Raw genomic sequence first — 13,881 nt, forward strand, 5'->3', positions numbered from 1 at the left:
CGATGGTCAGTGTTGTGGACGAAGACGGCGACCATTGGGGATTCGGTCTGCTTGTCGCGCCCGGCAAGGTCGTCACCTGCGCCCATGTTGTCGCGCAGGCGGTGGGAGAGCCTAACGAGCTGGCGTACGCACCGGCCGGCACGATCCGGCTGGCGTTTCCCTTCCTCGGGCCGCAGGCGGAGACCTCGGCGCGGGTCGCCGCTTGGGCGCCCATGATGGGCGAGGACTCCGGCGACATCGCCGGGCTGGAGATTGTGGGTGAGGCGCCTGCCGGGGCACGTCCCGCCGGGATGGCTCGCGGTGGCCCCTACGACGAGCACGAAGTGCTGGCCTACGGGTATCAAGACGTCGAAGCCGCCCAGGCACCCACCTGGGTGCCTGGGCAGATCGCCGGCGAGATCGCCAGCGGAAGGCTGCAGATCGGGGCCCGCCAGTCAACCGGTGGGCTGCGGATTCGCAAGGGATTCAGTGGCGGGCCGGTATGGGACCGGCGCACTGGCCAGGTCATTGGTCTGATTGCACAGGCCTGGCTCGGCCCCGACATGTGGCTCGCCTACGCAGTGTCCGGGGACCAGGTCTACGAGGCGTGGCCGGACCTGCGCGCGTATTTTGACCGTGCCTGCCCCTTCCGTGCGCTGGTGCCGTTCCGGGCTTCCGATAGCGCGGTCTTCTTCGCACGCGACGGGGCGGCACGAGCGGCCATTGATGTCGTCACCGGCAACGAATGCACGATTGTCACCGGGCCGTCGGGCGTGGGTAAGTCTTCGCTGCTCGGGGCTGGAATGATCCCGCTGCTCGGCCAGGCCGGTCATGCTGTCGTCTTCGTGGATACCAGCCGCGAGGGCGGTCTGTGGGCCGCGATCGCGGCAGAACTGAACGTCCTTCCGCAGGCCCTGAAGGGTGACCACACAGCGCCCGCTGGGATGCGTGAGCGCCTGCATCGCCTGTGTGATGTGCTGGGCGAACGGCATGTGGTGCTCGTCTGGGACCAGTTTGAGCAGTTGATGCGCGAGGACCCGGACGGCGCCGACCGCGTGCTGGGCGAACTCGTCGAGCTGACCTCGCTCCGGGGCGAGGACGGTCGGCCGGCTGCCCGGGCGGTCCTGGTCGTCCGCGACGATCTGCTCACGGACCTGCTGAACGCGCCCGCCTTCCGCACCCGGCGGCCCGCCGAGGTGAAGGTACGACCACTGGACCGGGACGAGTTGCGCGAGGCGGTCGAAGGACCGCTGCGAGCGACCGGGTACGCCCGCTACGAGGCCGGTCTGGTCGACCGCATTCTCGAAGACCTGCGCGGGCACTCCTGCGCGCTGCCGATCCTGCAGATCGTCCTGAAGGAATTGTGGGATTCCAAGACAGCCGACGGAACCCTCCGGCTGAGCGACTACCTGCGCCTCAGCCGCGACCATCAACCCCTGACCACCCACCTGGACCAGGTCTGGCACGCGATCGCGCCCGACATCAGAGCGCAGGCCCTCGGGCTCATGCTCCACCTTGTCGTCCCGATCGACCCCGAGGCACGCGGGCCGGGCGCCTTCGTGCGGCGCCGGGCGTGCCTACCGGAGCTCACTGAACCACAGCGCCGCGCCGCCGATGCTCTCTCGGGCAGCCGCTTGATCGTGCTGCGTGGGCACGGTACGGCTGCAACAGCCGAGCTTTCGCACGACGCCGTCATCGACCACTGGCCCACACTGGCCGAGCACTTGGATGCACACCACGACTTCCTCGTACGCCGCGACGCACTCCGCCGTAGACGCTTAGCGTGGCTACACGGGGGCAGGCATCCGCACTTACTGCCGTCCGGCACCGAGCTCAACCAGGTACTCCGCCAGCAGGCCGACGACGCACTGCTCAGCGCCGACGAGCACGAGTTCATCGAGATCGCGCGTCGCCACCTGCGGACCCGACGACTCCGGTGGTGCATCGCCATTGGTGCCATCGTGACGGTAGTGGCCGTTCTGATGGCCACCATCGTGGTCGCGTGGGAGGAGCGCGACAGTTCGGAAGCCGCCAGCGAGTCGGTTAGCCTGGCCAATACAGCCCGGCAACTCATGGCGACTCGCCCGGATGTCGCCAGACAACTCGCCGTCCTGGCTTACAAGCGCTCGCACACCCGGCAGGCAGTCGACGCCGTCCTCCAAGCCATGGCCGCGCCCGGCGTCATCGAAGCGCCAGACGAGGTCAGTGCGCTCACCTACAGCCCCGACAGCATGACGCTGCTAGTGGGGGCGTCATCGGCTGTCCATCTATGGAACATGCGGCAGCGCAGATTTACGGGTTCCTTCCAGGCCGGGGACACCACGGTAACCTCAATCGCCGTACGCGGTGATGGTCAGTTGGTGGCCGTTGCCACCTCGGGCGGCGGAATAGGACTTTGGGAGCTCGGGCGTACGGACCGCCCTGCCCGAGTCGCCGCTTTACCGCTCTCCCCGGCCACCGCGACCCGCATGCTGTTCAGCCCAGACGGCCGCCGCCTGTACACCGCGCTTGATCCCAACGAGAGTAATGCGGACCCCGGAGTCTCCGAGGTACGTGCATGGGATCTCTCACGCCCCAAGGCGCCACGCTTGATGGCGAGCATGGTGCCCCGGGCCGGTGCAGTACCAGCTTTATCACAGGATCCGGCTGGCCGAACTTTGGTGATCGGCGGTTCCCACACACTGGTCCTCGACGTCCACAAGGTGGGAAACCCGCAAGTCCTGAGCACCATCGCGACTCAGGCCGGGTACCTCAGCGCGGACGGCGCCACAGTCGTTGGACGCGACGGGGTATGGGACGTTCGAAACCCGCGCAGGCCGCGCAGGACGGGAGACGCCACGGCCACCCCGGCCGTCGTCCCTGCCTCGCAGGCGATCACCGCCGTCCCGGCCACGTGTCCTTGGGACCCTCCTGAGGCGCCTTCGCCGACCACCGACCTCCCGCCGCCGTCCATTGTGAGTCCGGACGGACAGCTGCTGGCCTCGGCACGAGAGTTCCGCATCGAGATCCGTCCCCACATGAGCGCGAACTGCGCAGGCTCCCGCTGGAGTCAGATGGGCGACGGCTTCGAAACCGGAGCAGTGCTGCGCCCGGACGGGCGTGCACTCGCGGTCGCCGATGCACTCGGCCGCGTCACAACGGTCGACCTCCGCGGCGACAGGCCTCGCGTGCTGTCTCGCAGCGGCGGCCCGGCAACCACGGGTCAGAACTTCGTCCAGGCCATCGCGGTGAGCGACGACGGATCCCTGCTGGCCAACGTCGGCGCCGACAACTTCATCAAGCTCTGGCGATGGACGAACGCGGGAATCACCGAGCTGGCACGCCTGCCCAGCCGGTCGGGCGCGATCCACGCGGTGGCCTTCGGAAACGGCGGCCGAACTTTGGCGGCAGCCGGGGTAGGACTGACCACGTTGTGGAACCTCGCCGATCCGTCCGACCCCCACGAACTGGCCGTCGACGATCAAGGCAGCACGATCGCCGAGAGCGTCGCGCTCGACCCGCGACATCGCTTGCTCGCCAACGGCAGCGGCACGAAGGTGCGGCTGTTCGACATCGACGAACCGTCACGACCCCACCTAGTCAAGACTCTGGACGCCCATCCGGGAAACGTCTCCGCACTCCGCTTCGATCCGGGACGGGCACGGCTCATCACCGCCGGCGGCGACCGCATGGTGAGGATCTGGGACGTCTCGAAGCCGGACGCCTCGCAACTGCTGACCACGCTGACCGGGCACACCACTCCGGTGACCACGCTTGCGATCAGTGCGAACGGCACCCGGCTCGTAAGCGGCGACAACTCAGGCGTCGTGCTGTTGTGGCAGATTGACGCCAAAGGCGAGGCGACGCAGATCGGACGCCTTACCGCCGCCGGAGCCCCAGAGATCTCCTCAGTGGACATAGGCCGCGACGGTCACACGGTCGTGGCGACCTACACGAACGGATCGGTGCTGATGTGGAATACAGACCCCGAAGCGGCGGTCAAGGCGATTTGCGCCAGCGTGGCCTCGCCCGTCAAGGCGACGGACTGGCGTCAGGTGGCACCGGGCATCTCCGACCCGCGGCCGTGCGGATGACCGCGCGTGCGGCAGGCGCGTGCGTGGCGACCGTCTGCGTAGCGATGCTGCTCACGGGATGCTCCGACAAGTCTGCATCCGACGATTCGCTGGCCCCTGCCCGGGCAACCCCCTCGGGGAGCAGTGCCGCCGCCCCCGCGCTCTGCAACGCGCCCGAATTCGAACGCCTCCTCAAACCGCCGTCCGGCGTCGGCCTCCGCATCAGCCTGTGCCGTGGCCGGTACGCCTACGTCAGCGTGCAGGGGCCGAAAGTAGGCGTGCACAACAGCCAGGACTACTTTCTGGAAAAGCGGAATGGAAAATGGCGCGTGCTCGCCGCAGGGGAGACTAGCCACGGCCGATTCACTGCGCAGTCCCTCACCGCAGCTGGACTCGACGCGAGGATGCTCGCAAACCTGTTCCCCGAGGCGAAAATCCACGTCCCACCGCCGGCCGCGACCCCGGATCCGGCGATTCCAACAAAGACGCTTCCGGCGCCCGCACCGTGCCTGACCCGGGCCGAGTTCGCCGCCACTAGGTACCCACCACCTGGAACGACACTCCAGGTGAAAAGCATCGTCTGTGACAAGGGGTGGGCAGTGGCGCACGCCGCCATGCCTCCCAGGAGCACGAACGATGTCGCTCTATTTCGGTGGACCGGCTCACGATGGGAGGAGGTCTACAACAACGAGGGTTCCGATGATTCCCTCGGAGAACTGTGCCGCAAAATCACGCCACGCCTCCAAGTCAAACTCGGTTGCTGATGAACTTTACTCGGCCGTCGGGCCTGGCCGACGACTAGCAACCTTCCGACCGACTGCCTCACGGGTGAGATCCCGCTGCTCGGCGGCCGTGCGGTTCCAGGAGCGATCTGCCGATGGCCCCGGTTGTAGATCATGATCGCGGTGACTTTCGGGCCGTACTGCACCGGCGCGGCCTCCCCTCGGGCACCAGCGCCATGGTTACTGCCCCGCAGTACCGCTTGACCAGCCGATACTCGGTCACCTCGACGGCGATCGGCGGGACATCGACCGCCTGCCGCCGCTCGACATCGGCCCAACCACCCGACCGCCCTGGCTCCAAGAGCTCGGCCTTTCAGCATGAGTGGAATGATGGCGCTTGAGGGACGTCCGGACCACAGCCCCGAAATCTTGCCCGCGCTGATCTTCAGACCCCGGTCGGCCAGCATGCGCTGCAGTTCGCGCGATGCTCCTCTCTCTGCGCGTCTCAACAACCGGGCTCCAAACCTTATGTGCCCCGCAGAGAGGTAGCCGGGCCGCCATCGGCCGCAGTGGAACTGTGCCCGTCGATTCCAGGTCAGACTGATATCCGCTGCTGGAGGCAGCTCCCGATCAGGGATGCCGGAGGGAACCATGCCCATGGATTGGTCAGCGCCCCTGGGAACGATTATCGGAGCCGTCGTGGGTGTGGGGTCCACGCTGCTGGCCGATCGATCCCGCTGGCGGAGAGACAATGATCGCCATAAGACTGAAGTTTGCCGCGAGACCTACACCACCTTTCTTATCGCCTTGAGCCAGAGCCACTCCAACATGCGCGCGGCCACGTTCACCACCACACCGGAACCATCGGAACGTCACAACGTCCTATACAACGCGATCGACGAATCTGGCATCTGGCGTGCTCGTCAGTGCCTCTCCCTGTCTGCTCCCGCAGAGATCATCACGCTCGCCATCACAGCCACCGAAGCCCTGGTGGCCATGCAGAACGCCCTCACCGAGACCTTCGACACCCGCAGCGACCGCTACCTGCGCGCGCGCACCGACCTCTGGACGGCTAACGCCGCCGTCCGCGAAGCCATGCGCACAGATCTCGGCGAGTCCGGCCCTCCCGACCCTGAAGTGGAGCTTTACCGCTCCCCGGAGTAGGACGTGCACTCTATGTGCGGGCAAAGGGGGGAGCTGACAGGCCCGAATCCTGTCGACCGCGGCAAGCCTGCGTCGAAAATCCATCTGCCGGTCGACCGCGCCGGACTGCCCCTTTCTGTCGGGATCTCGGCGGCCAACACCCACGACAAACTGGCGCTGCAGCCCTTGGTGCAAGGCATCGTTCCGATCCGCTCGCGGCTCAGTCCACGTCGGCGCCGTCCCGGCAAACTGCACGGCGACAAGGGCTACGACTACACCGATCTGCGGCGCTGGCTGCGCCGGCGCGGCATCACCCCACGCATCGCCCGCCGCGGCATCGAGTCCTCCGACCGACTGGGCCGCCACCGCTGGGTGGTGGAACGAACGGTGTCCTGGCTCAGCGGCTGCCGCCGCCCGCACCGCCGCTACGAACGCAAACCCGAGCACTTCCTGACCTTCGTCGCCATCGCCACCACCCTCATCTACCATCGCCAACTCACCAAATGAGATGTCGTCTAAAAGTCCGGAGCTCTGCGGAGGAAGGGTTGGCAGGGCGTTAACGGCTGCTTCATAGGAATCGAGACGAGATCGTTCTTGGCAATCAGGACAGTCGTCCTGGTCCCGATCGGGTTACGGTTGCTCGCCGCTATGGGGGTTCGGGCCGAGGGGGGACTCGCACCAAATCCCCATATATCGTACTTCCACTCGGGTGCGTCCCGCTAGACGCCGCCGCCTTGGTCGAGGGGCCGGGGGACTGAGCGGCCATGGCGATCGCACAGTCTTCAGCCGCGGACCGGGTCATCCGGTGGGCCTCGATGGTCAGCGTGTGATCGTGCTGGCGGGCATTGTCGCGGTGATCAGTTACAAGCACATGTATCAGCTCGTGCTGCGGTACGGCGAGACGTCGTGGACGGCGGCGCTGCTGCCGGTCAGTGTGGATGGGATGATCGCGGTGGCCTCGATGTCGCTGCTGGCCGATTCGCGGCAGGGGCGCCGCAGCGGGCTGTTGCCCTGGACACTGCTGGTGCTGGGCAGCGCCGCCAGCCTGGCCGCCAACGTCGCAGTCGCCGAGCCCTCGCTGGTTGGTTGGCTCATTGCCGCCTGGCCGAGCTGTGCGCTGATCGGAGCGTATGAACTCCTGATGCGCCAAGTACGGCACGGGTCGCAGCCGCCGCGGATTCCGATCGCCTCATACGAAGCTACGGAAAGGCTCGACAGGTGCTCAGACGGGTCTCATACGCCTCTGAGGTTCCCCCCGTAGCACGGCCACCTGGGGTGAGATGGGTCAGTTCCGGTCTGTGAGGTTTGGTGCTGTTCCTCGAAGGTGACCGGGCTGAGCATTCCGATGCTGGAATGCCTTCTGAACGGGTTGTACCAGCACTCGATCCATTCAAACACCGCGGCAGCGAGTTCGGCCCTTGATGGCCATTCTTTGACATCGAGGAGTTCGAGCTGCATCGTTCCCCAGAACGACTCCATCATGGCATTATCGAAACAATCACCGACCGTCCCCATCGAGCCGAGCAGGCTGGCCTCGCGAAGCCGCCGGCCAAACGCCCATGACGTGTACTGGCATCCGTGATCGGAATGCAGGACCGTGGACTTGGCCGTCGGCTTGCGCCGCGCGACCGCCGCACTCATCGTCATCCTCGCCGACCAGATCCCCGCGTTGTGGTTTTGTTCGCGTCTTCCGGCAACGTTTCTCGACGAGTTCCGGCAACGCTTGCACCAACGGCCGTTCCGTGTCGATGAGATCGAGCAACACCGAGAACCGGCAGTCGAGAGTGGCAACGCGCACCGGCTGACCGATGGCGTTGCCCTCGCTGCACGGCGACGGCATGGAGCCGAGCGCCCAACATGGCGAGCGCGACACGACGGCGCGCGTGCCGGGCGTTCCAGGGCGGTCGTGGAGGACCGCGGCACGGCTAACGGTGTCGTCTACCATGGCACGCTCACGGGCAGGCTCACCACCGCCGACTGCACCTGGAGGACGGGACGCCGCCCGAACCGTTCCTGAATCTAATCGACAGACCTCGCGGCGCTCAGCCGCCAGCGTCGCTCGAACTCGTGGACAAGCGTTTCTGCTTCTCGCGGACACAATCACCGCGTTGTGACCCCTCGCAGGGTCGATGAGAACCCGGGACTCGATCGAGCGGCGCCCGATCCACCTGCGCATGTTGCGACCCCTCGCAGGGTCGATGAGAACCGGACTCAACGGCACGCCGATCGTCGTCGGGCACTACAGGTTGCGACCCCTCGCAGGGTCGATGAGAACGCGTGATCGTCCAGGCCGTGCAGGCGATCGTGGCGTTGCGACCGCTCGCAGGGTCGATGAGAACCGGTGAGGGTGTCGGACCGGACGTACTCGGCGACCTGTTGCGACCCCTCGCAGGGTCGATGAGAACCCACCCAGGGGCGGAGCCGGCGGGCCAGCTCGGGTTGCGACCCCTCGCAGGGTCGATGAGAACCGGCGAGCACGCCTGGCGGGAGGTGACCGACCCGTTGCGACCCCTCGCAGGGTCGATGAGAACCCGTACGGGTCGTTCGCGGGCCCGGCCGTGCCGTACGCGTTGCGACCCCTCGCAGGGTCGATGAGAACTACGAGTGCATGTGCGGCGCGGTCGGCGAGCACTTGTTGCGACCCCTCGCAGGGTCGATGAGAACCACGTCTCCTCCCGCACCCTCCGCCGCATCACCACGTTGCGACCCCTCGCAGGGTCGATGAGAACCGAGACCGTCCGGCGAGGAGCCCGCGCCATCTGCCCGTTGCGACCCCTCGCAGGGTCGATGAGAACTCGGCCCCAACGGCGGCCGGACGAACGCCTACGATTTGTTGCGACCCCTCGCAGGGTCGATGAGAACCGGGCAGCCGGGCTGCGGCATCCGCCTGTGGCTCATGTTGCGACCCCTCGCAGGGTCGATGAGAACGCCCACCCACGCAGCAGACCTGTCCCTGACCTCGTCTCGTTGCGACCCCTCGCAGGGTCGATGAGAACTACCGTCGCGCTCGGGCGCGAGCAGGAGCTACACCACGTTGCGACCCCTCGCAGGGTCGATGAGAACGCGTCTGCACCACCATCACCGCACCGGGTGGCCGCACGTTGCGACCCCTCGCAGGGTCGATGAGAACCTGCGCGACGCCGTCCAGCAGCCGGCCGCCCGGGTTGCGACCCCTCGCAGGGTCGATGAGAACCCTGACACCTACGCCGCCTAATGGCGAAGCTGAAGGGGTTGCGACCCCTCGCAGGGTCGATGAGAACGGACAGGCGCACCCTCGTGGCCAAGAGCCTGGACCCGTTGCGACCCCTCGCAGGGTCGATGAGAACGTGAGGAGCTGCTGCGAGAACGCGGCCTGCAGTTGCAGGTTGCGACCCCTCGCAGGGTCGATGAGAACATGAACGCGAATGTCGCGGCGCGCATCGGCCACGGGTTGCGACCCCTCGCAGGGTCGATGAGAACGAGCGGGCGCCTCGGCCGGACGGGCTTCCCCACCCGCGTTGCGACCCCTCGCAGGGTCGATGAGAACGTCCAGTGCCGAGCTGCTCGCGATGGTCGACACCGAGTTGCGACCCCTCGCAGGGTCGATGAGAACGCCATGACCAATGACAGTCACGGTGCACCCGCGCACGTTGCGACCCCTCGCAGGGTCGATGAGAACCCGTCCACCGCTCCACGGCGTTCTCTTCACCGCGGGCCTGTTGCGACCCCTCGCAGGGTCGATGAGAACCCCATGGTAAAAGCCGCTGGTCAGACGACATATGGGGGTGCGGCGGTGGGGGTGAGTTTGCAGCGCACCCTGGGTTGTGCAGGTGACCCTGGGGGTTCGCTGAAAGTGAGCGAAGTCGATCTTGTTGCTGGGTGGCTCTACAGGATGTCGGAAGGTGCGGCCTGTGATGTGCCCCAGGATTCTCGTACTGGTGTGGTGCCTGGCGGGAAGGTGTAGACCAGGACGCTGTCGTAACTTTGGTCGATGGCTTTTTCGACGGCTGCTTTGAAGCGTTTGACTTGGGCTGGGCTGAGGGAGCCTTCGAAGACGCTGCGTTGTACGTGGTGAAGGTATTGGCGGCAGGTTCGCAATATGTGGGGATTGCGTTCGACGGCGGTGTCATAGACGACCACGACGTACATGGTTCACCACCAGATGCGGAACGGTTTGTATTCCTCGTCTTCGAGGATGCGTCGTGTCAAGCGGAGTGCCTCTAGGTAGAGAAGTTCTTCGTAGGCGACTTTGCGGCCGAGAGTTCGGTGCTGGACCGTGACGCCGAGTTCGTCACGGATGGTCTGGACGAGGAGTTTGCGTCCTGTTTCGCTGAGCATTGCTTGGTTGGTGTCGGTGTCAAAGTGGTGGGGCTTGAGTTGTCCACGTCCGTGGAGCCGGAGAAGGAGTCGTTCCGCGAGCAGTGGTTTGAAGACCTCGGCCAGGTCCAGGACGAGGGTGTGGCGTTGGCGCTCCATGCTGCTGTGCAGGAAGCCGACTCCGGTGTGCAGTGGAGTTAGGCGTAGGGCGGTGAGGACGCGGGCGTAGGTGATGCCGTTTGCGTAAGAGATGAAGGCGTTGCCGGCGTTGCGAGGCGGTCGGCGGTTGCGGCCGTTGAGTTGCAGCCATTCAGGGAGTTTGGTGTCGAGGACTTCCCATGCTGATCTGCGGAAGGTGCCTTCGGCGCCCATGAGTTCGGCGCGGGTTCGAGCGGTGGTGACTGATTTCTTCAGGACGGCGTGGGGGCTGGCCAGGAGGTCGCGGTCGATGACGCGGCGGACGTTGAACGCGGCGGCGAGCACGATGTCGCCGGCGATCTTGAGGCTGGCCGCCTCGTCCATCGCGACGCGTGCCTGGGCCAGGACGGTCGCACCGGACGTGCTGGTGTCGGAGGTGAGAAGGGAGCCGGCGTAGTCGCCGTAGTGGCTGAGGAGGTGGATGCTGATGCGGTGCCGGTTGAGTAGGGAGGTGACCGCGGTGTTCACGTCGATCGGTGCGCAGGCGATGATGTCGCGGACGTCGGTGATCGGTATGTGGACGTTGCCGCCGGTTTCGCGTTCGATGAGCAGTGATTGGTCTTTGCGGCGGATCCGGCAGGCGGTGGTGAGCCAGTAGGTGCGTCCTGCGGTGGGCATCACTCGCTCCAGCAGTAGTCGAGGTAACTGCATCCGCGGCAGGACGTGCGGGCCAGCCGTGGTGGTGATTGTGTGGCGCCGGCGATCTGGATGACCTGGTCGATGTCGTTTTCGGCTTGCTTTGTTTCTTCGAGGCCGTATTCCAGGCGTTCGGTCCGGCGGGTTTTGGGGTAGTGCAGGATCCCGCCCGCAGCTGGGACACCCACTTGGTGGAGCCGGTGGCAGTAGTGGTAGATCTGTGCTCTGTCGGCTGAGGTGGGGCGGTTGGAGGATTTGATTTCGTGTACCCAGTGGCGGCCGTCGAGGTGATCGAGACGTGCCGCGCCGAGATCGACCGGTGTACTTCGCGTGTAGGAGGTCTCGTGGACCGCCTCACCCAGTTGCACGAGGGCGCTGAGGTGTTCGGGGCGGACGCCGCGTGAATAGAGCCATAACTGGCGGGGGCAGTGGTGAAGGTACTTGATATGGACACCGCCGACATCGCCTGGGAGCATCAAAGAATCTCTCCTGGCTGATACCTCGCCTGGGCTGGGCCTTGCACCGACAGGAGGCCTTTTTGGGGTCGTAGTCGCCTTCCACGATGCGTACGCCGAGTTTGCGTTCGTAGCGGGTGAGTGGTGCTGCCCAGTAGGGCATGGGGATCAGGTAATCCTCTGCCAGGAGTCTTCCAGCGGCGCCGTCGACGCTGTCGAGTTCGGCGCGGTAGGCGTCCAGATCGGAGAGCAGGATGGCTTCGGTTCCGTCGAAGAGTTCGTCGAATGCTTCGGTGAGGCTGGAGCGGTCGTCGAAGGGGAACTCGAAGGTTAGAAAGCGATCGATGAAGGCGGTGCGGCGCTGGTGTACCTGGTCGCGCCATTGGATGCCCCAGGCGGAGGCGTAGATGTGGTTCAGCCAGTCGGTGGCTTGTGATTCGTCGATCTTGTCGCCGTCGTGGCGTAGCAGGATCTGCCAGGCGGCCTCGACAGGTTGGCGCGGGTAGACGCCGTCGGCGTATTCGCCGGTGCTGCCGCGGCGGGGACGGTAGGTGGGGGCGTGCACGATCACGTCCGCGGGTGGCAGCATCCCGACGCGGTTGACCCGGCCGAATCGCTGGAGCAATGCTTCCAGGGGAGCCGGTGAGGTGAAGAGGGCATCAAAGTCCACGTCCAGGGAGACCTCGATGACTTGAGTAGTGACGGCCAGCCCTGGGCGGCGGCTCTTGCCGACGCCATGGCGTCGCCGGATTCGTTGCTCAATGCTCAGCCGGTCTTTGCGACGGAACCGGGAGTGCAGCAGGACGGCGCTGTTGTGGCCGTGGGCTTGTTCGGCGATGGGGGCGAGTTCGTCGAACAGGGTTTGGGCGTCGGCGACGTTGTTGGCGACCACCAGGACCGCTTGCCCTTGGAGCAGGCGTTGGGTGATCTCCTTCACGGCTGCGGGATCGGTCAGGTGATGGGGGCGCAGACGCAACCGGTGGCGTACCGGCAGCCCCAAGTCCGGGGTGCTGATCTCATGGATGTCACCGTCGAGTGTCTCGCTGAGCAACTCGGCCAGAGCAGTGGGCAAGGTGGCCGACAGCACGGCGATCCGGCCGCCCATGCGTTCCCACAGGTGGGCTGTCGCGAGGAGGTAGCCGAGCCGTTGTGGATCGTAGGCGTGCAGTTCGTCCAGGACGTACACCGAGTTGGCCGCGTCGATGAGAATGCTGGAGTGTGCCGGCCCGGCCAGGGCGCCGCGCATCAGCTGGTAGGGCGTTCCGACGCGAATGGTTTCGCGGAACAAGCGGGTGGCGGCGGCTCGGGACACGGCTTTGCGTGCGGCGTCGGGGCGGTGCTGCTCGGTGTCACCGGGGCTTGCATCCTCGGAGGCGATGGCGTGCGCCAGATGGTAGGAGGCGGCCCGGGAGTGCGAAACTCCGATGGCCTCGGTGTCGCCCAGCAGGTCTGCCAGCCGGTAAGCCATCGCGTTGATCGAGGCCAGGTAGGGCAGGGTGTAGAACACGCGGGGTGTGCCGTGGACGATGCGGTTGAGGTGCTGGACTTGGGTGGCCGCCCACAGCAGGCCCGCTTCGGTTTTGCCGCTACCGGTGGGCGCGCGCAGGAGCAGGTGACCGTCCACGTCGGCGGCCTGTAGTTGGTGGTGGCGAAGCGTTCGCCCCTGGGTGGCGAAATGCTTGTGGAGCAAGGTGGGGAAGTCCGCGCCGATCGGCTGGCGGGTGTGCAGGGAGCCGTGAGCGGAGGACAGATGGTCGGCGAAGGTGACCGCACCCTGCAGCAGCACCGCGCCGAGCCCTGCGTCCTTATCGTAGAGCGGGGCCTGCCAGTCGGTGAGCAGTTCCTGCAGAACGGCATGGGCCTCGGCGAGGACATCGCGGTGCCCCGGTGGAGCGCTGTCGACGGGCAGGCCTGCCTGGTGGGCGGTGGTGGCCAGCCAGTGGGACAACGCGTCGGCGTCAGCGGACGACACCGGCTCCACCGACCGGCGGAACTCTTCCAGCGCGATGTCGCCGTAGAGATATTCCAGGCTGTTGGTGGCTGCGCCGCTCAGCGGGCGATGGTGGGTGGCGACAGCGACGGCGATGTGCCGGCGGAGTTCAGGGTCGGGCACCAGAGCAGGGAGGAAGCCCAGGGAGACGACTTCGTGGCGATGCCCCCACCGCGGGCTGCGTCCCCAGACCATGTCCTGGAAACCGCGGCAGAGTTTGCCGCAGTCATGGGTGAGGATGGCGAGCATCACCGCGGTCCAGAATCGGTCCTGGAACGGTGCCTTCAACGCCTCGATGGCACCGACGCGGGCCTGCAGGGCCTGGGCGGCGGCCAAACCGGCCGCGAGATGGGCGGTGAGTTCTTGCGCGGGGCGGCTCTTGGCGCGCAGATGAGGCAGCGGCCACATCG

9 protein-coding genes, 1 pseudogene and 1 CRISPR repeat array are annotated in these 13,881 nt (G+C 66.2%); of the genes and pseudogenes, 5 read left to right on the forward strand and 5 right to left on the reverse strand.

Going from position 1 to position 13,881, the window contains the following annotated elements; all coding sequences use genetic code 11:
* The first annotated feature begins 14 nt into the window (after positions 1 to 14).
* The 5 genes and pseudogenes from ACH34Q_RS10640 to ACH34Q_RS10660 all read left to right on the forward strand — a co-directional run bounded on the left by ACH34Q_RS10640 (position 15) and on the right by ACH34Q_RS10660 (position 7,157).
* A complete protein-coding gene (locus ACH34Q_RS10640; protein WP_395982653.1) occupies positions 15 to 4,052 on the forward strand; it encodes a trypsin-like peptidase domain-containing protein in 4,038 nt (1,345 codons plus the stop codon).
* 23 nt (positions 4,053 to 4,075) lie between these two features.
* The gene (locus tag ACH34Q_RS10645; RefSeq protein WP_395982654.1) at positions 4,076 to 4,795 is read left to right on the forward strand and encodes a hypothetical protein; all 720 of its coding nucleotides are present in this window, start codon (positions 4,076 to 4,078) and stop codon (positions 4,793 to 4,795) included.
* Between the two features lie 609 nt (positions 4,796 to 5,404).
* A complete protein-coding gene (locus ACH34Q_RS10650) occupies positions 5,405 to 5,917 on the forward strand; it encodes a hypothetical protein (protein ID WP_395982655.1) in 513 nt (170 codons plus the stop codon).
* A gap of 27 nt (positions 5,918 to 5,944) precedes the next feature.
* A pseudogene (locus tag ACH34Q_RS10655) lies at positions 5,945 to 6,403 on the forward strand (IS5 family transposase); the annotation flags it as partial.
* Between the two features lie 319 nt (positions 6,404 to 6,722).
* Positions 6,723 to 7,157 carry a DUF2637 domain-containing protein gene (locus tag ACH34Q_RS10660; RefSeq protein ID WP_395982656.1) on the forward strand — a complete coding sequence of 145 codons (435 nt, stop codon included), beginning with the start codon at positions 6,723 to 6,725 and terminating at the stop codon, positions 7,155 to 7,157.
* Here the strand turns inward: ACH34Q_RS10660 and ACH34Q_RS10665 are convergent.
* The 5 genes from ACH34Q_RS10665 to cas3 all read right to left on the reverse strand — a co-directional run bounded on the left by ACH34Q_RS10665 (position 7,130) and on the right by cas3 (position 13,879).
* Positions 7,130 to 7,543 carry a transposase gene (locus tag ACH34Q_RS10665; protein ID WP_395982657.1) on the reverse strand — a complete coding sequence of 138 codons (414 nt, stop codon included), beginning with the start codon at positions 7,541 to 7,543 and terminating at the stop codon, positions 7,130 to 7,132. The genes ACH34Q_RS10660 and ACH34Q_RS10665 overlap by 28 nt on opposite strands.
* 460 nt (positions 7,544 to 8,003) lie before the next feature.
* A CRISPR array of direct repeats spans positions 8,004 to 9,623; the repeat unit is 25 nt; unit sequence GACCCCTCGCAGGGTCGATGAGAAC.
* Positions 9,624 to 9,760: 137 nt separating this feature from the next.
* Positions 9,761 to 10,024 carry a CRISPR-associated endonuclease Cas2 gene (cas2, locus tag ACH34Q_RS10670; RefSeq protein WP_395982658.1) on the reverse strand — a complete coding sequence of 88 codons (264 nt, stop codon included), beginning with the start codon at positions 10,022 to 10,024 and terminating at the stop codon, positions 9,761 to 9,763.
* 3 nt (positions 10,025 to 10,027) lie between these two features.
* The gene (cas1, locus tag ACH34Q_RS10675; protein ID WP_395982758.1) at positions 10,028 to 11,008 is read right to left on the reverse strand and encodes a CRISPR-associated endonuclease Cas1; all 981 of its coding nucleotides are present in this window, start codon (positions 11,006 to 11,008) and stop codon (positions 10,028 to 10,030) included.
* Positions 11,008 to 11,472, reverse strand: coding sequence for a CRISPR-associated protein Cas4 (locus tag ACH34Q_RS10680; RefSeq protein ID WP_395982759.1), 465 nt, complete (start codon positions 11,470 to 11,472; stop codon positions 11,008 to 11,010). Before ACH34Q_RS10680 ends, cas1 begins: the two co-directional genes overlap by 1 nt.
* Positions 11,381 to 13,879 (reverse strand): CRISPR-associated helicase Cas3', encoded by a 2,499-nt coding sequence (cas3, locus tag ACH34Q_RS10685; RefSeq protein ID WP_395982659.1) that lies wholly within the window; start codon positions 13,877 to 13,879, stop codon positions 11,381 to 11,383. The genes ACH34Q_RS10680 and cas3 overlap by 92 nt, the downstream gene beginning before the upstream one ends.
* Positions 13,880 to 13,881: the final 2 nt, after the last annotated feature.

The organism is Actinomadura sp. 9N407, from assembly GCF_044326315.1.
Classification (GTDB): Bacteria; Actinomycetota; Actinomycetes; order Streptosporangiales; family Streptosporangiaceae; genus Spirillospora.